The 21,202-nt window shown below is 71.4% G+C and carries 12 protein-coding genes; 5 read left to right on the top strand and 7 right to left on the bottom strand.

Annotation, left to right across the window (positions count from 1 at the left end; translation table 11 throughout):
- Positions 1 to 43: 43 nt before the first annotated feature.
- From AC07Q9_RS31400 to phnD (AC07Q9_RS31390), 3 genes are all read right to left on the bottom strand, one after another.
- The gene (locus tag AC07Q9_RS31400; protein ID WP_495312943.1) at positions 44 to 421 is read right to left on the bottom strand and encodes a DUF2628 domain-containing protein; all 378 of its coding nucleotides are present in this window, start codon (positions 419 to 421) and stop codon (positions 44 to 46) included.
- Between the two features lie 260 nt (positions 422 to 681).
- Positions 682 to 1,701, bottom strand: a complete 1,020-nt coding sequence (gene phnD, locus AC07Q9_RS31395; protein ID WP_495312944.1) for a phosphate/phosphite/phosphonate ABC transporter substrate-binding protein — start codon at positions 1,699 to 1,701, stop codon at positions 682 to 684.
- A gap of 11 nt (positions 1,702 to 1,712) precedes the next feature.
- On the bottom strand, positions 1,713 to 2,753 hold the full coding sequence (phnD, locus tag AC07Q9_RS31390) for a phosphate/phosphite/phosphonate ABC transporter substrate-binding protein (RefSeq protein ID WP_495312942.1): 1,041 nt from the start codon (positions 2,751 to 2,753) through the stop codon (positions 1,713 to 1,715).
- A gap of 162 nt (positions 2,754 to 2,915) precedes the next feature.
- Here phnD (AC07Q9_RS31390) and AC07Q9_RS31385 point away from each other — a divergent pair, with 162 nt between their 5' ends.
- The 4 genes from AC07Q9_RS31385 (at position 2,916) to AC07Q9_RS31370 (ending at position 8,833) form a co-directional block, all read left to right on the top strand.
- On the top strand, positions 2,916 to 4,820 hold the full coding sequence (locus AC07Q9_RS31385; protein WP_495312941.1) for an ATP-binding response regulator: 1,905 nt from the start codon (positions 2,916 to 2,918) through the stop codon (positions 4,818 to 4,820).
- 183 nt (positions 4,821 to 5,003) lie between these two features.
- On the top strand, positions 5,004 to 6,062 hold the full coding sequence (locus tag AC07Q9_RS31380; RefSeq protein WP_495312940.1) for an ABC transporter substrate binding protein: 1,059 nt from the start codon (positions 5,004 to 5,006) through the stop codon (positions 6,060 to 6,062).
- Positions 6,059 to 8,047 carry a hybrid sensor histidine kinase/response regulator gene (locus AC07Q9_RS31375; RefSeq protein WP_495312939.1) on the top strand — a complete coding sequence of 663 codons (1,989 nt, stop codon included), beginning with the start codon at positions 6,059 to 6,061 and terminating at the stop codon, positions 8,045 to 8,047. Before AC07Q9_RS31380 ends, AC07Q9_RS31375 begins: the two co-directional genes overlap by 4 nt.
- 6 nt (positions 8,048 to 8,053) lie before the next feature.
- The gene (locus tag AC07Q9_RS31370) at positions 8,054 to 8,833 is read left to right on the top strand and encodes a hypothetical protein (RefSeq protein WP_495312938.1); all 780 of its coding nucleotides are present in this window, start codon (positions 8,054 to 8,056) and stop codon (positions 8,831 to 8,833) included.
- Here the strand turns inward: AC07Q9_RS31370 and AC07Q9_RS31365 are convergent.
- On the bottom strand, positions 8,791 to 10,533 hold the full coding sequence (locus tag AC07Q9_RS31365; protein ID WP_495312937.1) for a glycosyltransferase: 1,743 nt from the start codon (positions 10,531 to 10,533) through the stop codon (positions 8,791 to 8,793). The two genes, AC07Q9_RS31370 and AC07Q9_RS31365, sit on opposite strands and share 43 nt — an antisense overlap.
- 47 nt (positions 10,534 to 10,580) lie before the next feature.
- On the opposite strand from AC07Q9_RS31365, the gene AC07Q9_RS31360 reads away from it, so the two are divergent.
- Entirely contained in the window at positions 10,581 to 11,447 is an 867-nt protein-coding gene (locus tag AC07Q9_RS31360) for a glycosyltransferase family 25 protein (protein WP_495312936.1), read from the top strand.
- Positions 11,448 to 11,460: 13 nt separating this feature from the next.
- On the opposite strand, the gene AC07Q9_RS31355 is transcribed toward AC07Q9_RS31360, so the two are convergent.
- The 3 genes from AC07Q9_RS31355 to AC07Q9_RS31345 form a co-directional block, all read right to left on the bottom strand.
- Complete coding sequence (locus AC07Q9_RS31355; RefSeq protein WP_495312935.1) at positions 11,461 to 16,935, bottom strand: two-partner secretion domain-containing protein; 5,475 nt, start codon at positions 16,933 to 16,935, stop codon at positions 11,461 to 11,463.
- A gap of 2 nt (positions 16,936 to 16,937) precedes the next feature.
- On the bottom strand, positions 16,938 to 18,602 hold the full coding sequence (locus AC07Q9_RS31350) for a ShlB/FhaC/HecB family hemolysin secretion/activation protein (RefSeq protein WP_495312934.1): 1,665 nt from the start codon (positions 18,600 to 18,602) through the stop codon (positions 16,938 to 16,940).
- Between the two features lie 177 nt (positions 18,603 to 18,779).
- Complete coding sequence (locus tag AC07Q9_RS31345; protein ID WP_495312933.1) at positions 18,780 to 20,891, bottom strand: CHAT domain-containing protein; 2,112 nt, start codon at positions 20,889 to 20,891, stop codon at positions 18,780 to 18,782.
- Between the last annotated feature and the right edge of the window lie 311 nt (positions 20,892 to 21,202).

Raw genomic sequence — 21,202 nt, 5'->3', positions numbered from 1 at the left:
CGTCAAACTCCACGCACCGCCTTCGCCATGCGTGGGATTTTTCTCAGAGCGTCCCAGGTTTCGTTGCGGGCGCCGCATGCCCCTGAATCAGCGCCATCTCCACGTTGGCGGCTTGCACCACCGTAATCTCCTCATAGCCCCTGCGAATCTGTTGTCCTACGCGCAAGGCGTTCCCTCCCATGCCGAACCCCACCGACACGATGACAGAAAGCACGTTGAGCAACGCCTCCGCGGCCGACGTCCCGATAGCGTCTTCTCCAACGACGATGAGCGTCGCCACGCCCAATAGGCCCAGCCCCACCCACCACATGCGATGGAAAAGGGCCCAGAACGCCCCGAAGAAAAAACCCGGCCAACACCACCCGTCCTTGACGGCCTGCACATTGCCGAGGGGGTCCTTGAATATCTTGTAGGTCTTCATTGCGTGACTGTCTTTCCGATAGGGATCGTCGTTGTCAGATGCGGGCTCGCGCCCCGTCCTCTTTCCGACGAAAAACGCAAACCGCACGAAGCCGCCCGCAAGAACGTCTTCGACAGCAGCCTTCACACGGAAAGAGGTCGCGCAGTGTGGAAGCCACCACGCGTTTGCATTGACAACAATGGTCGCCCGCCGCGACCTGCGTTCAGATACCCGCGCAAAGCGAGTGATTTTTCATGGGCACGGCCTGCGCTGGCCGTGCCTCAACGGGATGCGCTCGACGCCTTGAGCGCCTCCACCTGCGCCGCATACGCCTTCTCGATGCGCTGCAGCCGCTGCTCCCGCGCCGCATCGTTGACCCACGCCGCCGACAACGCGCGCTGGCGCCCCAGCTGGTATTCCAGCTTCGCTTCCGCCAGCAGCGCGCTGTCGTCCGCCGCGACGTAGCCGTACGCCGCGCGCAGGTTCTTCAGCACCTCGCGCTCGGCATCGGCACGCGTCCCCTTGCCTTTGCCGTAGCCGATCAGGAAGGCCTGCAGCTTCGCCTGAAACTCGGGCGGGTAGTCGCGACGCACCACCATCGGCGCGCCGGGCGGTGGCTCGGATTCCCAGATCACCTGCAGCCGCGCGGCCTCGACCGGGAACTGCTGGCGGAAGCGTTCGAGATCGGTGGTGTTGTTGGTGGCCACGTCGGCGTCGCCGTTGGCCACGGCCAATGCGGTCGCTTGGTGCGTGCCGACGAACTCGCTGCGAAAGCGCGTTTCCATCTCGATCTGGTTCGGCAGGAAGAGCTGGCTCTGCGGCACGATGAAGCCGGTGACCGAGCGGCTGTCGCCGCGCGCGAGCCGCCAGCGTTCGGGCTGGGTCAGCAGGCCTTCGAGCGTGTTGAGCGGCCCGGTCTTGCGCGCGAGCAGCACGGCACGGTGCTCGGGCATGCCGTCGCGGCGCGCGATCTGCGCCACCACCTTCATGCGCCGCTGCATGACGGCGTCCAGCGCCATCTTGGCCGAGAGAAAGGCCATGTCGATCTCGTCGCGGCCGATGGCACGGTCGAGCTCTTCGTACGACGGCACCGAGTACGCGCTGACGGGCAGGCCCAGCGCGCGGCTCATGTCGGCCATGAGCGGCGTCCACAAGGCGCGCGACTCGACGGTGCCGCCCAGCGGCAGCACGCCGAAGCGCACTTCCTTGATCACCAGCGGGCCCTTCGCGGAGGGCGCTGGCGCGGGCTGCGCGCCCGCCGGCCATGGCGCCATCAGCGACGACACGGCCAGCGCGAGCATCGTGCGGCGGTTCAAGGGCTCACATCCTTCAAGACAGCCAACTGGTCGGCATAGCCGTTTTCCAGCCGCTGCAGCCGCGCCTGCCGTGCCGCGTCGTTGACCCACTGCGCGGTCTTCGCGTTCTGCATCGCGAGCTGGTAGGCGAGCTTGGCGGCGGGCAGCAGCGAGCTGTTGTCGGCAGCGACGAAGCCCGCCAGGTCGTGCAGCGACTTGAGCACCACGCGTTCGGCGTCGCCGCGCGCTCCCTTGCCGCGGCCATAGGCGACCAGGAAGGCCTGCACGCGCAGGCGCAGCTCGGGCGGGTATTCGCGGCGCACGACGATCTGCGCATGCGGGATCAGCTCCGACTCCCACAGCACCTGCAGCCGCTGCGCCTCGGCCGGAAAGCGCAGCTTGAAGCGCTCGAAATCGGCCGAGTTGTTGGTGGCCACGTCGGCCTCGTTGTTGGCCACGGCCAGTGCGTTGGCCTGGTGGGTGCCGACGACCTCGCTCAGGAAGCGCGTCTCCATGACGATGTGGTTCGGCAGGAAGAACTGCAGCTGCGGCACGATGAAACCCGACACCGACTGCCGCTCGCCGCGCGCCAGGCGCCAGCGCTCGGGCTGGTCGATCAATTCCTTCAACGTGTTGAAAGGTGGCGCCTTGCGCGTGAGCAACAACCCGCGGTAGCCGGGCAGGCCGTCGTGCCGCACGACCTGGGCCACGACCTTCATGCGCTGCTGGGTCACGGCGTCGAGCGCCATCTTTCCCGAGAGGAACGCCATGTCGACTTCGCCGCGCTGGATGGCCTGCTCCAGCGCTTCATACGAATTGACGGACAGCACGCTCACCGGCCGCTGGATGGCGCGGCTGAGTTCGGCCAGCAGCGGGTCCCAGTCGCTGCGCGACTCGAAGGCACCGCCCAGCGGCAGGATGCCGAAGCGCACCGGTGCGTCCGCTGCGGGGGCCGGCGCCTGGGCTGCAGCCAGCAGCGGCAGCCCCACGGCAAAGGCCAGGACCGCACGGCGGCTGTTCTGGAGGAATTTGCCGAAACGACGCAAGAAAGCCTGCATGAGGACACCGGAAGACAAGGGCCCGCGGCGAACCGGCGGGGTCTGGCATGGGCAACGCGGACGCCATTACATCGCAAATGCCGCCGTTTTTCGTGCTGTTTTCTGCTCTTCCCTGTTCCGGGCCGCGGCCCTAAGCTCGCCCCCCATGTGCTCAAGGCCTTCATGAACTTGAACTTCCGCCTCCTGCGCGGGCTGGCCCGCCTCACCTTCGCCCAGCAGCTGATCCTGCTGGCGCTGCTGCCGGCCGCGGCGGCCACGCTGGTGGCCATCGCGGTGCTCACGCGCCAGCACCTGGGCAACCTGACCGAGCTGATGCGCGCCAATGCGCAGACGGTGGCGCTGCAGGTGGCCACGGTGGCGCAGGCCCCGCTGTCGCGCATGGACCGCCGCGCGCTGGCGCGCACCGCGCAGACGGGCACCTACCAGCCGCACGTGCAGCAGGTGCAGATCTGGACCGAGGACGGCGAGATCGTCGCCAACTCCGAAACCGTCGACCGCCGCCGCGGCGAGGGCCTGCAGGTGGTGGTGCCGATCGTCAGCGACGACGGCCGGCACAACGGCAAGGTGATGGTCGAGATCGGGCTGGACGCGGTGCAGAGCGCGCGCCGCGCGGTCTGGCTCAACGTGGCGCTGGTGCTGGCCGTGAGCCTGCTGGGCGTGGGGCTGGCGGGCTGGTGGGCGGCGCGCCGCATCAGCGAGCCGATCCGCGCACTGGGCGAGGCGGTCGACCGGCTCGGCGCGGGCGAGGCCGCCAGCGTGGCGATCGAAGGCACCTCGGAGGTGCGCCACCTGCAGCACGGCTTCAACCAGGCGGCGCGCGCGCTCGCAGAAAGCCACCGGCTGCTGCAAAGCCGCATCAACGAGGCCACCGCCGAGCTGGCGCGCAAGAACCAGCTGCTCGAGGTGGCCAGCCAGGCCAAGACGCGACTGCTGGCCGCCGCCAGCCACGACCTGCGCCAGCCGCTGCATGCGCTCACGCTGTTCTCCGACGGGCTGGCCAACGGCGAGACCGACCCGGTGAAGCTGCAGCGCATCGGCCACATCCGCGAGTGCGTCGATTCGCTCGACCGGCTGTTCTCGGAGCTGCTGAACCTGTCGCAGCTCGACGCCGGCGTGCTGCAGCCGCAGTGGGCCGACTTTCCGCTCGACCGGCTGTTCGACGAGATCAGCCGCAACTTCCGCCCCGTGGCCGAGCAACAGGGCCTGCGGCTGGTGGTGCGCAAGACCGAGCTGTGGGTGCGCTGCGACTACGTGATGCTCTCGCGCATCCTGAACAACCTGGTGTCGAACTCGCTGCGCCACACGGTCGAGGGCGGCGTGCTGATCGGTGCGCGCGCCCGCGGCAAGGGCGTGCGCATCGACGTGGTCGACACCGGCGTGGGCATTGCCGCGCAGCACCAGGCGCGGGTGTTCGAGGAGTTCTACCAGGTCGAGCCGGCCAGCCGCAGCAACGCGCCCGGCGGCGCGCGCGGCATGGGCCTGGGGTTGGCCACGGTGCAGCGGCTGGCCGAGCTGCTGAACACGCGCGTCGAACTCAGCTCGCGCCTGCACAAGGGCACCTGCGTGCGCGTGCAGGTGCGCGCCGCGCCCGCCGCGCTGCCGGCGCCGGTGGCACCGGCGCCCACGGTGGTCACCGCCGCCGACGACAACGGCGCAAGCCTGGCGGACCTGCGCATCCTCGTCATCGACGACGAGCGCACGATCCTCGAAGGCCTGAGCGTGGTGCTCGGCAACTGGGGCGCCACGGTGCTGGCCGCGCAGACCCGCGCCGAAGCGCTGGCGCTGGCCGACGGCTGGGACACGCCGCCCGACGTGGTGGTCAGCGACCTGCTGCTGCAGGGCGGCGACAACGGCCTCGATGTGATCGCCGCGCTCGAGCGCCATCCGCGCGGCATCGGCGCCGGCACCGCGCGCCTGCTGGTCACCGGCGAAACCAAGCCCGACCGCCTGCGCGAGGTGGCCGCCGCCGGCATCGCCGTGCTCTACAAGCCGGTGTCGCCGCGCGTGCTGCGCCAGGCGATCCAGGCACAGCGCACCGCCGCGCTGATGATCGCGGCGGGCCTCTGACAGCCCTGCCCTCGGGGTAGGGGCCCGGGTAGACCGTCAGGCATAGACCAAGCAGCCGCCGCACTGTGATCTTCCTCACAGGTGCGGGCCGTCGCATGCGCGGACATAAGCCCTCTGCCTTATCGCGGGAAACAGGGCGCGTCTTTACATTGGACCATTGCCTCTCGCTGCACAAAGCAGTCCATGTCCGTCGCTGAGAACCTCCCCATTCCGCTTTTCTTCGGAAGAGTGCACCGTGCTGTCCACGCCCTGCTGGCCTGCGGCCTCGTGCTGTGCCTCACCGCCGCGCCACGCGTCGCATCGGCGGCCACGCTGACGGTGCTGGTCGGCGACGACCAGGCCGCGTCGGCCGAGTTCGTGCAGCAGCTGCGCACCGACCAGGCGGCCTCCGGCAAGTTCGAGCTGGTGCGCATCGGGCCGGGCACGGCCACGGCGGCTGTGGAACCCGCTGGCACCGACACCGAACCCGCCGCCAACGCCGGTGTGCGCACCCGCAGCCTGCGCACCGCGAACGACGCGGGCCTCACCGTGGCGGTGGGCACCGCCGCTGCGCGCGCTGCGCTCGAGCGCCCCAGCGCCGAGCCGCTCGTGCTCGCGATGCTGAGCCGCCTCGACTACGAAACCCTCAAGGCCGCCAGCCCCGTCGCCCTGCGGCGCGGCGATCGGCGCGTGGGCGTGCTGCTGCGCGACCCGGCCATGGCCGACCAGCTCGCGCTGGTGAACGCCGTGCTGCCGCAGAAGCGCCGCCTGGGCGTCATCGCCACGCCCGAATCCGAACCGCTGGTGCGCGAGCTGCAGCGTGCCGCACAGGGGGCCAACCCGCCCTGGGACCTGCAGGTCGAGATCGCGCCCGACGCGCGCTCGCTGGCCGCCGCGCTGCGCGCCCTCGTGCCGCGCAGCGATGCCCTCATGGTGCTGCCCGACCTCATCGGCGACAGCCAGGCCGCCACCCTCTCGGTGCTGCATGCCGGCGCCGGCGCGGGCCTGCCGGTGTTCGGCGCCAGCGAAGGGCTGGTGCGCTCGGGCGGCCTGGCGGCGGCGGTCTCCACGCCCGGCCAGCTGGCCCAGCAGGCGCGCCAGCTCGGACAGAAGGTGGCCAGCGCCGGCAGCACCGGCAGCGGCCCGTTGGTGGAGGCGGCCACGCCGGCCACCGTGCGGATCAACGCGACCGTGGCACGCGGGCTCGGCCTGCGTCCGCCGGAGGAACGGGAGCTCACCGAACGACTCGCAGCCCCGCGATGAGCACCACGCCGGTCCCCCCGAGCCCGCTGTCCCGCCCGACGGCGGCGGGAGCGGTCACGGCGACCGAAGCGCCATCGCCCCCTCCACCACCGGCCACCACGTCGCTGGTGGTGCGCGGCAACCTGCAGCGCGACCTGTTCCGCCTGGGCGTCGTGCCCTGCGCGGCGGTGGCGCTGGCGCTCACCGGCTGGTTCACGCACAACCGGCTGCAGACGCTCGAAGCCGCCTTCGATGCCGAAGGCCAGGCCGTGGCGAAGCAGGTGGCGGCGATGTCCGACCTGAGCCTCTACGCAGGCGATCTGCCGGCGCTGCAGAACGTGGCCTCGGCGGCGCTGCGCGGCGGGCAGGTGACGCGCGTGGAGATCAGCAACAGCGCCGGCGTGTACGTCACGGCCGGGCCGAAGAACGAATCGCTCGCGCAGCTGCGCATGTTCAGCGCGCCGGTCACGCTGCGCGAAGCCTCGCGCGCCAGCGCCTTCGCGCCGGCCGGCTCCACCACGGCGGGCGACACGCCCATCGGGCTGGTGCAGACCTTCCGCGACACCACCGCCTACACGCACGAGCGCAGCCGCTCGCTCATCGCCGGCATCGGCATCGCGCTGGTCGCCCTGCTGGCGGCGTGGGCCTCGGTGCGCCATATGGCGCGCACGGTGGCACGGCCGCTGCGGCGCGTGTCGCGCACCGTGGCGGCGCTGGAGGCCGGCCACTTCGAGGTGCGCTGCGACGTGGTCGAAGGCGGCACGCGCGGCACGCACGAACTGGCCGTGCTCGCACACGACATCGACCGCCTCGCCGAGCGCCTGCAATACAACCGCCAGGTGAGCGAGGAGCGCGTGCGCGAGGCCACCGCCGTCGCGCTGCAGCGCATGGCCGAGGCCGAGCAGGCGGCGCTGTCGCGCGCGCGCTTTCTCGCCGCCGCGAGCCACGACCTGCGCCAGCCGCTGCATGCGATGGGTCTCTTTATCGACGGCCTGCTGCCCAGCGCCACCGAGGCCCAGCGCCCGGCCGTGCTGCGGCTGCAGGAGAGCACCGGCTTCATGGGCGTGCTGCTCGACGACCTGCTCGAAATTTCGCGGCTCGACGCGCAGGTGCTCACGCCCGCCATCACGCGCGTCTCGCTGGCCGCGCTGTTCGACCAGCTCGACGCGCAGCACGCGCCCGCCGCCAGCGCGGCGCAGGTGCGGCTGCACTGGCGCGACCGCGGGCTGGCGGTGCGCAGCGACGCGGCGATGGTGCAGCGCATCGTCGGCAACCTGGTGGCCAACGCGCTGCGCCATGCGCCCGAGGGTGGCACCGTGCTGGTGGCCGCGCGGCGCAGCCGGGCCGGCGTGCGAATCGAGGTGCGCGACAACGGCGTGGGCATCGCGCCCATCCACCAGGGCCGCATCTTCGAAGAGTTCTACCAGGTGGCCAACACCGAGCGCGACCGCCGCCGCGGCTTCGGCCTGGGCCTGGCGATCTGCGCGCGCATCGCCACCCTGCTGGGCACCCGCATCACCGTGCGCTCGGCGCTGCAGGCGGGCAGCACCTTCGCGTTCACGCTGGCCCCCGCGCGCATGGCCGACGTGGCGCCACCCGAACCCGTCCCGGTCGCACCCGCGCCGCTGGCGGGCCTGCGCTGCCTCGTGGTCGATGACGACCCCGCCATCCTCGACGGCACGCACGCGCTGCTCACGCAGTGGGGCTGCGAGGTCGAATGCGTCACCACCGGCGCCGAGGCCCTGGCACGGCTGGGCACCGGCGACATCGTCTACGACGCCGTGCTGTGCGACCTGCAACTGGCCGGCGACGCCGACGGCGTGGAAGTGATCGACGCCGCGCGCCGCCTGCAGCCTGGCGCACTCGCCGTGTTGGTGTCGGGCGCCACCGGGCCCGAGGTGTTGCAGCGGCTGCGCCACGGCGGCGTGACGCTGTTGACCAAACCGGTGGCGCCGGCCAAGCTGCGCGCACTGCTCACCACGCGGCGCCACGCGCCCGGCGCCTGAACCTGCATGCCCACTGCCGTCGACCTGAAAAACGTCCGCCCCTTCGTCGCCACGCCCTGCCACGGCGGCGCGGTCGGCACCGAGTGCGTGCGCAGCCTGCTCGGCCTCGTCAACCTCGCGTGGACCCACGGCTTCGCGATGCAGACGCGCTTTCTGGACGGCGACAGCCTCGTCACGCGCGCACGCAACCGGCTGGCCGCCGAGTTCCTGGCCGACCCGCGCTGGACGCACCTGTTCTGGATCGATGCCGACATCGGCTTCGAGCCCGAGGCCGCGCTGCGGTTGCTGGGCGCGGGCCGCGACGTGGTGGCCGGCGTGTACCCGCACAAGAGCGACGGCTGGCCCGAAGGCGGCCTGCGCGCGCCGCTGCCGGCCGGCACCACGCGCGCCGACTTCGAGGCGCTGCATGCGGCGTTTCCGGTCAACGTGAACGACGCGGGCGCGCGCGTGGATGCCGACGGTTTTCTCGAAGTGCTCGATGCGCCCACCGGCTTCATGCTGATCGCGCGCCGCGTGCTCGAGCAGATGGCGCAGGCGTTGCCCGAGCTGCGCTACACGCCCGACCGCATGGACGACCCGGTCATCGCGGCGCGCCCGCACTACCGGTTCTTCGACGTGTTCGCCGAACCGGGCAACGGGCGCTACCTCAGCGAGGACTACGGCTTCTGCCGCCGCTGGCAATCGATCGGCGGACGCGTGCACGTCGACACGCGCTCGCAGCTGTCGCACCAGGGCCTGCGCACCTACCGCGGCGATTTTGCGAGAACGCTGGGGCTGGGCGACTGAGCCGCTTGCAGGTCGGGCGGCAAGGTGTTGCGGTCGTAGTCGCGGTCCGACTCGATGCGCCTCAGCTGCAGCCCCGGCCCTTCTTGCGCGAGGTAGTCGTAGCCGATGGCCTGGAACTGCCGCGCCGGATCGAGCCGCGTGTAGAGGTCGCGCCGCGCCACGCGGTCGGCGTGCCGGATGCTCTTCAGGTGGTAGAGCCGGTAGCGGCTGTAGAACATCAGGCCGTGGCGCTGCGCGTCGTCGGGCAGCCACGGGCCGTGCAGTTCCGAACTCATTTCAAACGAGATCTGCTGCGGCAACCGGAACAGCCGCGCGCGCGACTTGCGCCCCCACGGCCCGTCGCTGCGCCAGGCATCGGGCGAATTCCAAAGCTCACAGGACACGAGAGACAGGCTCGCGAGCTGGCGGTCGGGCAGCGAATCGACGGTGGCGTGCAGGTGACTAAGGAACAACGTTTCATAGCGCTCGTCGGCATCGCACACCAGCACCCAGCCTGCGCCGTGGCGGCGCGCGGCTTCGAGCAGGCGGCGCTTGTTCTCGTTCTCGCGCCAGACGTGTGCGCCGTCGTCGCACGGCGGGTTCGACAGCAGCTCCAGCAGCATCGGTTCGCGCCGCAGGATCTCGGCGGTGCCGTCGGTCGAGCCGTCGTCGAGCGCGACGATGCCGTCGACATGGCCGCGCAGGTGGTCGAGGCATCCATGCAGATAGCGCGCCTCGTTGCGCACCTGCAGCACGCAGACGATGCGCAGCCGCGACGTGAGACGCGGTGCGATCGGCGGGGGCGCGCACCGCGGGCAATGAAAGGCGCTGGGCTCGTGGTGCAGCAGGCGCGCGCAGACCTCGCACTGGCGGCGCGAACCCATCGGCACCACCGGTGCGGCGACCAGCCAGGCCGGGGCTTCGGCGGGCCATGCACCGGCACTGTCGTCGCGTGCGATGCGGTCGAAGTCGCGCCCCCATCCGGCATCGCCCGCGCGCGCCTCGTTCGGCGTGCATTTGATCCAGTCAACGTCGCGGTCGAACTGCTCGCCACCCGTGCGCGTTTCGTCCGACAGGTGCAGCAGGTGTGCGTCCGGACAGGCCAGCAGTTGCCAGCCCGCCATCTCCAAGCGCACGCGCAGGTTGTCGTCGTCGCCGCCCCATTCTTCGAAGGATTCGTCGTAGCCATGCACGGCATCGAAGGCTTCGCGCGCGCAGCACAGCGAGCCGTAGAAGGTCTGCAGCAGCAGCTCGGGCGGCACCTGGCGCGCGAAGGCGGCGTCGAGCGTGTCCGTGAGTTCGTCGAAGCGCGCGAAGCCGACACGGCCGACCGCCACGCCGTGCGCGTGCTCCATCGCGGCGTGCAGCAGCAGCGCCGGCGCATCGCCGGCGTAGGCGGACTCGGGCGAATGGACCAGCACGAAGCGCCCCGCGCTGCAACGCACGCCGGCGTTGATGGCCTTGCAGGGCGGGCGCCACGCATGGGCGAGGTCGTTCACGAGCACCTTCCAGCGGATCTGCGGAAAGCGTTCGACCAGCGCGAGCACGCCGGCTTCTTCGCCGGGTTCGTCGAGTGCGAGCACGACCTCGATGCCGGGCCGCGCCCAATACCCCGCGTTCATCGGCAGCACGCGCTCGAACTCGGCCAGCTTGCGGTAGAAAGGCAGCACGACGCTGAGCCACGGACGGCCCGTGCCCGCCGCCTGATTGCTTGACGTCATGATGTTCACTGCATCGCTCCTTCAGCGATGACGCACCGGAGATGCCCATGCAAGGCCGCTACATCAACCTCGAGCGAAGCGCCGAGCGCCGCGCCGCGATGGACGCACAGCTGCAGCGGCTCGGGCTGACGCAGGTGCACCGCCTGGCCGCCATCGATGCGCAGACACTCGCGCCCGGCAGCACGGCGATCACGCCCGGCGAGCGCGCCTGCTTCCTCTCGCACACCGAAGCCCTCACCCGCGCGAACCCCGACGAAGCGCTGCTGGTGCTCGAAGACGACGCGCAACTCAGCGAAGCCCTCCCGGCCGTGCTGCACAGCGGCGCGCTCGCGCAACTGGAAGCCGAAGGCTGCGACATCGCGTTCCTCGAATGCCAACCCGTGACCTCGACGCAGCACCTGCTCGCGCTCTGGCACAGCCTGCAACGGCGCCTGCCGCCACGGGACAGCAGCGCGCCGCGCCATGCACTGTCGGGCATCGATTTCCTCGACGCCCGCACGCTCTACAACTGGGGCGCGGTCGCCTACCTCGTCACGCCGAAGGGCCTGCGCGTGCTGCCCGCACTGCTGCAGGAGGCGCTCGCGAGCGGCCCACTGCAACCCTACGACCTGACGCTGGGCAGCTTCCTGCGCGACGGCCGCCTGCAAGGCGTGGTGCTCTCGCCCTTTCTCGCCACGCCCGCCTCCGGCAGCCATGCCGACAGCACCCTCGGCAGCCCCGCGGCATCGGCGGCGCACGACGTGCTCGGCGGTGCGCTGCGGCGCCTGTTCTTCGCCGGGCCGCTCGACGGCCTCGAGGCCCATGTCGCCCCGTGGCGGCACGCGCCGCTCACCGACGACCCGCAGCTGCGGCTGCTCGCGGACCTGATGGCGCAGCTCTTCGTGCTCACGGCCCGCGATCACGCGCCGCGCTGACACGCGTGCGGTCTCAAAAGTCCGAACAGCCGTTGCGCCGCTCGGTGTTCACGCAGCTCAGCAGGTTGGGCCGCGAGCGCACGCGCGACCATTCGCGCGCCAGCACGTCGGCGCCCTGCTGCGCGCGGTCGCCGTCCAGCGGGCCGGTGGCCAGGCAGATCGGCGCCTGCCCGATGTTCCGGTCGTACAGGTACGAGGTCAACGGCTCGCGCACCACGTCCACCGACGGCAGCAACGGCAGGCCGCTCACGCGCAGCTGGCCCGGCACCACGCGCACGGCGTAGCCCTCGGCCGAGGTGAAGGTGCCGTTGATCGGGTACAGGCCCGTCGGGCTGCCCGGCAGCGCCGGCGAGAACATCGAGCCGCTGAAGCCCGCACCGGTGTCGCCCAGGATCAACCCCGTGATGCTGTAGATGAAGAAGGGGTTGGGCGCGCCCACGGTGCGCGAGGCATCGGCGATCACCACCGTGGCCGTCGGCTGCTGGGCGTAGATGAAGTGGTTGTCGCCCGGCGTCACGGTCACGGTGCACAGGCCCAGGTAGGCGCAGTGGTAGAAGTTGGGCAGCGGGCCCGAGCCGGCCAGCCCGCCGCGCGTTTCGCCCACCCAGGTATCGGCCCACACGCGCCACAGCGCGCCCGTGATGCCGTAGCCGCCCGGGTTCTGGAAGCGTGCCGCCGCCACGAGGTCGGTGCCGCTGGCGCTGCTGACCGGCGCGCCCAGCGTGAGATCGCCGCGCAGCGTGCGCACGAACACGGTGTTGGCGGCCATCGAGTCGGCCGAAGTGACCTGCGGCAGGTTGCCCGCCGCGTCGAAGCCCGTGACCGACACCGGCCCGATGGTGACCGCGTTCGCGTCCACGTAGGCAAAGCCGCCCGCCGCGCCGCCGCCGACCGTGGCCACGTCGTTGCCCGGGTTGCGCAGGTCGACGCTGCCGTTGCGCGAGCGTGCGAGCAGCGCGCCCGCCGTGATCGTGCCCGCGCCCGACTGGCTCACGTTGCCGCCCGACAGCAGCCCCAGCGTCGCGGCCGAGACCGGCGCGTTGAGCGCGATGCCGCCGCCACCGCCTTCGTTCTGCAGGGTGAGCGCGCCCGGGGTCGTGAGCGCGCCCGCCACCGTGATGGCGCCCGCGTGCGTGGTGCTGCCCGCGACGATGGTCGGCGCCGACAGCTGCGCGAACTCCGCGCCCGACACCGAGAAGCCGTTGACCGTCGGGCCGCCCAGCACGATGGGCGTGGCCGTGTCGTCCGACACGTTCATGTTGACATCGACCCCGCCCGGGCGCAGGTCGATGGTGCCGGCCGCGACCACCGGCGCCTCGATGACGATCGAATCGCCGCTGCCGTCGTTGCTGGCGCGCAGCAGCACGTTGCCGCTGCTGCGGATGCCGGGCAACGCACCGGGCGCGGTCGGCGAGCCGCCGGCCTGCAGCACAACGCCGCGCCCACCGTTCTGCGAACGGCCCGTGACCTCGATGTTGCCGCCGCCCGTGGTGACGAGCTGCGCGCCGTTTTCCAGCCGCACGCCGCTGTCTTCGGTCACGCCCGGCGCCGAGGGGTCGTTGTTGAAGTTGTAGCCGCGCACCGCGATGTTGCCGCTGCCGGTGGTGATGGAGCTGCCGCCGTTGATGAGCACGCCGTGCGCCGCCGCGAAGGTCGACGAGGCCTGGCGCCGCGCCACGCCCTGCACCGTGACGTTGCCGCTGGTGGTGTTGATGGTGCTCGGGCCGGTCTGGCCGTCGGTGATGACCACGCCGCTGTCCCACGTGGTCGAGGTGCCGCGGATGTCGACGTTGCCGGTGGCGGTGGCGATGCGCGCGCCCTGCAGCAGCACGTCGCCGCCTTCCATGCGCACGTTGCCGCCCGCGCCCGCGTTGCTCTGGCCGACACGCGTGTCGATCTGCACGTCCCGCGCCACGACGGTGCCGGTGGGCGCGCCGGGCTGGCCGCTGAACAGCGACACGTTGCCGCCGTCGGTGATGACCTGCCCGCCGTCCAGGCGGATGAAGCCGCTGCCGGGCGTGCCCGTGCCCACCGCGTTCATCGTCACGCTGCCGCCCTGCGTGAGGATGTTGCCGGCGAAGTCGATGAAGCCGCTGTTGCCCGAGGGTGTGCCGTCGGGGTTGACGCCCGCGTTCATCACCACGTTCAGGTCGTCGCCGCCGATCGCGCGGATGGTCGTGCCCGGCGCGCGGGTCTGGATGCCGCTGGCGGCGTCCAGCTGGAGCGTGAGCGGGCCCTTCGAGCCGGTGTAGTTGATGTCCACATCGGGTTCGAGCGTGATGACACCGCTGCCGCCCGTGCCGGTTCCGGTGGAGATCCGCACGCTGGTGCCGCCGTTGAGCGCGGTGTTGATGTCGCCGTCCTCGATGGTGGAGTTGGCGAGCGCGTCGTACGGGTTGGTGGGCAGCGTGCCGCCGGTCGTGCCGTGGCTGATGGTGAGGTCGAAGGGGTCGATGAACCACTGGCCCGCCGCACCTGCGGGCGCGGAGGCATCGACGCGCGCCCCGCGCAGGTCGAAGCGCCCGGCCGAGGTCTCGATGCGCCCGCCGTTGCCGCCGGCCGTGCCGCCGCGCGCCGAGAGCTGGCCGTAGGCACGCAGCGTCTCGGTCGCCACCACCTTGATGCTGCCGCCGTTGCCCGTGCCCGCGCCGACGTTGGCTTCGAGGCTGGTGTTCTTTCCGAGGGCGATGGCGTTGCTGGCCGCGATGTCGATGCTGCCGCCGCCGGTCGCGCCGCCGGCATCCAGGCGCGCCACCGCGGGCGAGCCGTCGGAATTCGTGGCGCCGTCGATCAGCACGTTGCGCCCTTGCACCGAGATGCTGCCGCCCTTGCCGCTGCCGCTGGCCACCGAGGCCAGCGTGCCGACGCTGGTGCCCACGCTGGAGATGAAGGTGACCAGGCGCATCGAGACGTCGGTGCCCTGGGCGTCGATGGCGATGGTGCCGCCGTCGGTGCGCAGCGCCATCGGCCGGTCGGCGTCGGCCGTGACCGCCACGCCGTAGGTGGGCGTGGTGGACGGCGTGATGATGATGTCGGGGCTACCGAGCGTGGCGCTGAAGCCTTCGCTGCCCGCATGGCCGATGACGTCGATGCGCCGGCCCGCGCCGGCCGAGACCGCGCCCCGGATGGCGACGCCGTTGCCGCCGCCGGCCGACATGTTCCCCGCCGCGAAGCCCGTGTCGGTGCGCAGGCCGTCGAGGTTCGCACCCTGGCCTTCGATGCGCACGTCGCGCTCGCCGGCCACGGTGGCGTCGTCGATGGCGACCGCCGTGCTGGCGCCCACCGCGGCCCCGCCGATGTTGGACGTCCAGGTCGGGCCCTGGCCCTTGATGCCGATGTCGCCCACGGACTTCAGCACCGCACCGCTGCCGATGGCCACGCCGCTGCGCCCGTAGCCCGCGAGGCCGTCGAGCTGCAGGCCGCCAGCGCCGGCTTCGACCGTGCCGCCCGTGATCGACACGCCGTTGCTGCCGCGGAAGATGAAGTCGCTGTTGTTCTGGTCGTCGATCCAGGTGCGGCCCTGGCCGCGCATCGTCACGCGGCCGTCGCCGCGGGTGGTGACCTGGCTGCCGCTCAGCGAAATACCGTCGGACAGGGTGGTGCCCTCGGCGCCGATCGGGACCACGCCGCCGATGGCGCGGCCGTTCTGCGCATCGCCCTGGCCGAAGAAGCGCACGTCGCCGCCGTTGGCCGTGATGGTCGCGCCATTCAACTGGATCGCGCCGGCGTAGTCGCTCTCCATCGAGGGGAGCCCGCTGCTGTTGTTGATGTTCTTCGCGTTGGCGGCGACGAGGCCGGTCGAGTCGGCGTTGAAGTCGACATGCAGCGCACCCTGTTGCGATGTGATGGCCGAACCGTCGTTCATCACGATGCTGCCGGCGGAATCGATGCGCAGCCGCGCCGTGCCGCCTTCGCTCTTGACGACCTGTGCACCGGCCGCGAACGACACGTCCGCGCCGAACCCGGTGCGTCCGCTGGCCAGCGTCACGTCGGTGCCGCGGCCCAGCGTGTCGCCTACGCTGCCGGCGCTCACCGTGCTGAAACCGAAGGGCGGCAGTGTGCTGTCATAGGCGGGCACGTTGGCGGCGTTGACGATGCCCAGGTCCGTCTGCTTCGCGCTCACCGTCCAGCTGCCGTTGGCGCCGCCCTGCGCGCCGCCGCCCGCGTCCACGCGCACGGCCTGCACGCGCACCGCATCGGCCTCGTTCGAGATCGCACCGCCCTTGCCGTCGCCCGCGCCGCGCGCGGTCATCTCGCCGTAGGCCTGCAGCTGCGAATTGCGCTCGGGCGCCGGATCGACTTCGCCCACCAGGGCCTGGCCCTGGGCGCTGGCCGTGGTGATCGTGCCGCCGGCGCCGCCCGTGGTGGCGTCGGCGCGCAGCACCGACGTGGACGACAGCGCCACGTCGTAGCCACGCACCGACACGCTGCCGCCGCCGGCCTGGCCGCTGGCATCGATCACCGCGCGCTGGTCGCCGCCGCCGGTGCCTTCGATGCGCACCTGCCCCGCCGCGATGCGGATGCTGCCGCCGTGCTGCCCCGCGCCCGTGCCGGTGGCGTCGAGCGTGCCGCCGTTCATCTCGATGCGGTTGTTGCTGCCGGCGCCGAGCACGATCTCGCCGTTGACGTTCTCCAGCGTGCGCGCGCGCACCGTGCCCGACTGGTTCACCACCAGCTGGCCCGCCGTGCTGGAGCTGCCGATGAGCATCACGCGCCCGCCGTCGGCCTGCAAGGTGGCGCCCACGGCGTTGACCACCTTGGCACTCGTGGCCATCGCATCGGCCGCGACCACGAGGTTGGTGAGCCCGTCGTTGCCCAGGTCGAAGCTGATCCTGCGGCCCGAAGCCAGTGCCACGGTGCTGCGGTCGGCGACGATGCGGCCGGTGTTGGTCACCTCGGCGCCCATCAGCACCACAGGGCCACCGGTGGCGGTGAGCACGCCGGCGTTGCTCACGACCGTGCTCTTGTTGTCGTCGCGCAGGAAATCGAGCTTGGTGCTGGTAGCGGCGAGGAAGTCGGCGTCGCTGGTGTTCAGTGCCAGCGTGGACGCCACGAGGCCGCCCACGTTGACCGTCGCGCCCTGGCTGAACATCACGCCGTTCGGGTTGACGAGGAACACGCGCCCGGGCGACGTGAGCTGCCCCGCAATCGTCGAGATGTCATTGCCCGTCACGCGGTTGAGCAGGATGCTGGCAGCCGCCTGCGACGGGTTGGTGTGGCTGATGTTGACCACGTCCTTCGCGCCGATGGAGAAGGCGTTCCAGTTGATGATCGCGCGCAGCGATGACTGCGAGATCGCCAGCGCCTGCCCGCCCAGCGGCGAGACCGTGGTCGAGCCCGCCACGCTCACGCCGCCCTGCGTCGTGTACTGGCCGGGCAGGTAGCTCGGCAGGATGCTCTGCGCCAGCGCCGGGGCCAGGCCCATGCAGGCGATCGAAAGCGCCAGCGGGCGCAGCGGATGCCGGGGTTGGAAGTTGCGTGGCTTCATGGTCAGAACGCCTTCTGCAGCTGCACGTACAGCCGCGGGTTGCGCCCGCCGCCGTCGGTCTGCGCGGGCGGTGTGCCGGCGCGCCAGGCGAGCGTGGCGTTGATCGAGAAGTTGCCCGGGCGCGACCAGCTCAGGCCGATGCCGTAGCCGCGCAGGCTGTGGGAGTTCTCGCCATCGAAGGGCGAGGGATGGCGCGCGATCTTTCCGCGTGCCGCGTCGTAGAACAGGTAGGGCGTGATCTCGTCGGTCGCGGCCCAGCGGTATTCGAGCGTGCCGATCAGACCCTGGTCCACCAGCAGTTCGCCCGAGGGGTAGGCGCGCACCGCGCGCGCGCCGCCGAGCGCGAGCTTTTCGGAGGCGTCGAGGTTCTTGCTGGCCCGCTGGCCGCCGACCGAGAAGTACAGCGAATGGCGCGGCACGATGGCCTGCAGGCGCGACACCTGGAAGCTCAGCTTGGTGAAGCCGCCTTCGGTGTGGCGCCCGCCGAACTGCTGGTCGGACTGGAAGCTCTGCGCGTCGCGGATCGACAGGTCGCCGTGGTACAGCGTGCCCGAGCTGGCCCAGTAGCCGCCGCCCAGCACCTCGTCGCGCCGCTCCCAGGCCCAGCCGATGCCGAAGCCCTGCACGCGCTTCTTCGCCGTGAAGTCGACGCCGCGCAGCTCGTCGGTGAGGTCCTTCACGTCGGCCGTGAGGCGAAGGAACAGGTTCTGCTGGCGCTGGCGGATCAGCGGGTAGTTGAGCGACACGTCGAGCACGTCGGCGCGCCCGCGCGCGTCGAGGTCGACGAACTTGCCGCCCAGGTCGTAGCTCACGCGCGAGATGCCGATGCCCGCGCGCAGGCCGCTGGTGCCCAGCGGTGCCTCGTACGACACACGGCCGTACTGCAGCGCGTTGCTGTTGGACAGCAGCAGGCGCGCATCGAGGTTGTCGCCGATGCCGAAGGGGCTGAGCCAGCGCGCCGTGCCGCCCACGCGGTAGCGCCCTGCCTCCTTGGTGCCGTGGTTGTCGGCCTCGGCCGAGAAGGCCCAGCGCGCGCCGGCCTCGACCTCGACCGACAGGTCGGTGGTGCCCGCCTGCGCGCCCTCTTGCAGGCTCGACGACACCTTGAGGCCGGGCTGGTCCGACAGCAGCAGCATCGCGCGCTCGTAGGCCGGCGCGTTCACGGCCTCGCCCGGCTGCAGCGCCGCCAGGAAGCCGCGCACGCGCGCCTCGCTGATCGGCGCCTCGGGTGCGACCAGCACCTCGACCTTGCCGAGCCGGCCTTCGATGATGCTGATCTCGACGATGCCGTCACGCACGGTCTGCACCGGCACCACCGCCTGCGCGAGGAAGTAGCCGCGCTCCTTGTAGCGCGTGGTGATGGCCTGCGCGAGGCCTTCGAGGTCGCCGAGCGTGACGTCGCGGCCGATGTACGGCGCGGTGATGGTCTGCAGCTCTTCGTTGCTCAGCGCCTTCACGCCGTTCAGGCGCAGGTCGGTGAGCTTGAAGCTGCCTGCGGCGGCGGGCTGTGGCGGTGCGGGCAGGGTTTGCGGGGCGACGGCGCCGGTGGCCTGCGCCACGGGACGGTCGCAGCTGCCGCACGGGTCCTTGGTGGGCAGCAGCGCGGTGGCTTCCTGCGCTTGGGCGCGGGGCATGGCGACCCACAGCGTGGCACCAACGAGTGCCATGGCGGCGAGGGCGACTGGCGTCGGCCGTGGACGAAGGCGGATCTTCTCAGTGACCATGGCAGTTCTTCTTTTTCGTGGGGGCCGCCGCGCACGGCCGCCCGAAGCGGCCGGACCGCCCCCGGTAGGGGGTTGGCGGACCGACACGAAGTGCGGGGAGACTGGGGGCGAGCAACATTTCTAGCTTCCCACCGTGAGGCGCCAGTTGCCGATCAGGTTGAACGGCGCCCAGAAGAAGGGATGCGACATCTTGGGGTCCTTCAGCACGGCCAGTTGCCCGGCCTGCATGGCCTTCTGGATGTCGCGGCCCTTGGCCAGTTCGCCGTAGAGCGTGCCCATGAGCACGGCGGTGGCGTCGTCCGACACGGGCCACAGCGAGGCGATGAGGCTGGAGCTGCCGGCCGAGAGGAACGAGCGCGTGAAGCCCAGCACTTCGTCGCCCTGCGCGATGCGCCCCAGGCCCGACTCGCAGGCCGACAGCGTGACCAGCGCCGTGCCGTCCATCGGCAGCGCCAGGATCTCGTGCGCCTCGAGAAAGTTCTGCTTGCCGCCTTCGTTGGCCAGCAGGATGCGCGAGTACAGCGGATCGACCTCGTCGGCCTCGGCGTGCGCCGCCACGTGCATCAGCGGCGAGCGCGAGGCCACGTCGCGGAACTGCGTCTTGGTGGCGGCCGCGCCCATGTACACCGTGTTGCGCGGGAACAGCTGCGCGAGCTGCTTCACCTCGGTCTCGGCACCGGGCAGATCGTACTTGTCCTCGATGCGCGGATTGCCGAAGGCCGTGAGCGAGGCGTTCACGCGCGGCGTGCGCTGCGCCAGCTGCACCGCGATGCTGATCGACGGCGCCACCGACACCGGGTGCGTCTCGATGAGGTAACGCCCGTCCAGGCGCAGCGCCTGGAACGGCAGGTAGTGCAGCGGCCCGTGCGGCACCACCACCACGCGCTGCCCCGGCACCAGGCCCAGCGGCCCGAGCAGCGCGGCACCCAGCTTGTCGGCGTTGGTGATGGCGGCGCGGCGACCGCGCACGATCGAGTTGCGGAAGGTCTCGACGAGTTCGGTGAGTTCGTCGCGCTTCACGGGGATGCGCTTCTCGGTGATGCCGTCCGGCCCCACGACCCAGACCATCAGGCGGTCGGGCAGTGCGTGGTACTGCACCACGCGCTCGTCGGCCGCCAGCGCGCGCTGCAGCGCGGCCACGCCGACCATGCCGGCCGACGACTCGCTGACTTTCGCGCGGCCACGCACCGCATCGAGCAGCGCGCGCGAGCGGCTGTGCTCGCTGACCTCGAAGGCGCGCTGCGGATCGCCTGCTTCGCTGTACACCGCCACGCCGCGCTCGAACACCGACTGCAGGTCGGAGAACAGGCCCATCTTCACTTCTTCGCTGCGAAAGCGCGCGCGCACCTGGTCGACGTCGGCGAGCGCGCGGCCCGCGGCGTCGGCCGCGGCCTGCTTCTGGCCCAGCGCGAGTTCACTGCGCGCCACGCCGTCCCAGGCCCAGAGCCGGTAGTAGGCGGTGTCGGTGCCGACCTGGCGCGTGGTGAGCGCGCGGTACTTGTCGCGCGCCTCGGCCGGCTTGTTCTCGGCCAGCAGCAGGCGAGCGCGTGTGCGTTCGAGCTGCGCAGCCAGCGGCGCCTCGCGCGGCTCGGCCATGTCGCCGAGCACCTGGCGTGCGCGCACCGCGTCACCCGATTCGATGAGCGCGTTGACCAGCGAGGCCTGCACCAGCGGCGCATAGCGCGGCGAGCTGTTGGCCAGTGCCTCGTCGTAGCTGAGCACCGCGCCGGCGAAGTCGCCGCGCCGCGTGCGCACGTCGCCGATCACCTTCTGCACCGGGCCGACCACCAGCTTGGGGTCGCGCGCGGTGTGGCGCAGCGCTTCGCGCGCGAACTCCTCGGCCTTCTCGAGCTGGCCCGAGTAGCTGTAGACGATCGCCAGGTCGCGGTTGGCCACGGCGCGCAGGTTCGGGTCGCTGGTGGCGTTGGCCAGATGCAGCGCCTTGCTCGCGGCGCGCACGCTCTGGCGGAACTCGCCCGCCTCGGCCAATGCGACCGCCTGGCTGCAGTATTGATAACCCGAGAGCTTGACCGCGTCCTGCCCGTAGAGCACCGCGCCTTCGCTGGTCAGGGCCAGCAGCGTGTCGGTGTCGGCCAGCCGCGCCTGCGCCATGCGGTCGGCCGCGGCCTCGGCATTCGGGCCGCCCGCCGCAGCGGCGGGAGCAGAAGGTGGTGGCGCGGGTCGTTGCGCCAGGGCTGAAGGACCGCCGGGGCCCAGAAGCAAGACACCCACCAGGCCGACCGCGCCGGCGAGACCGGCACGGCGACGCGCCGGATGCGTACATCCCCATCTCGAAAACCACGCCATTGAACCCCCTCGACCCATGCACTCGCTGCCGCGAACGCTCGACGCCGCGGGAGTGCGCGCCGTTCAGGCCTCGTGGGAAAGTCTAGGAGCGGGTGTTCACCTCGCCTATTCGCAATACGGTCTAGCGCAAATGGACTAGCGAGCATGCCTCGCTGGGAGAAAGCGCAAATGCCAAGTCCGTCACCTATTGCGTGCCTGCATCGATTGCGCGCGACGGGGCGATGGTTTGGATGACC

Source organism: Variovorax sp. GW821-FHT09A10 (assembly GCF_059418385.1).
The sequence above is the reverse complement of the archived record's forward strand: the minus strand, read 5'-3'. Positions and strand labels throughout refer to the sequence as shown.

Bases quoted from the DNA above. Each gene is read 5' to 3' on its own strand.
- AC07Q9_RS31400 (WP_495312943.1), bottom strand. From the start codon at position 421: ATGAAGACCTACAAGATATTCAAGGACCCCCTCGGCAATGTGCAGGCC.
- phnD (WP_495312944.1), bottom strand. From the start codon at position 1,701: ATGCTCGCGCTGGCCGTGTCGTCGCTGATGGCGCCATGGCCGGCGGGC.
- phnD (WP_495312942.1), bottom strand. From the start codon at position 2,753: ATGCAGGCTTTCTTGCGTCGTTTCGGCAAATTCCTCCAGAACAGCCGC.
- AC07Q9_RS31385 (WP_495312941.1), top strand. From the start codon at position 2,916: ATGAACTTGAACTTCCGCCTCCTGCGCGGGCTGGCCCGCCTCACCTTC.
- AC07Q9_RS31380 (WP_495312940.1), top strand. From the start codon at position 5,004: ATGTCCGTCGCTGAGAACCTCCCCATTCCGCTTTTCTTCGGAAGAGTG.
- AC07Q9_RS31375 (WP_495312939.1), top strand. From the start codon at position 6,059: ATGAGCACCACGCCGGTCCCCCCGAGCCCGCTGTCCCGCCCGACGGCG.
- AC07Q9_RS31370 (WP_495312938.1), top strand. From the start codon at position 8,054: ATGCCCACTGCCGTCGACCTGAAAAACGTCCGCCCCTTCGTCGCCACG.
- AC07Q9_RS31365 (WP_495312937.1), bottom strand. From the start codon at position 10,533: ATGACGTCAAGCAATCAGGCGGCGGGCACGGGCCGTCCGTGGCTCAGC.
- AC07Q9_RS31360 (WP_495312936.1), top strand. From the start codon at position 10,581: ATGCAAGGCCGCTACATCAACCTCGAGCGAAGCGCCGAGCGCCGCGCC.
- AC07Q9_RS31355 (WP_495312935.1), bottom strand. From the start codon at position 16,935: ATGAAGCCACGCAACTTCCAACCCCGGCATCCGCTGCGCCCGCTGGCG.
- AC07Q9_RS31350 (WP_495312934.1), bottom strand. From the start codon at position 18,602: ATGGCACTCGTTGGTGCCACGCTGTGGGTCGCCATGCCCCGCGCCCAA.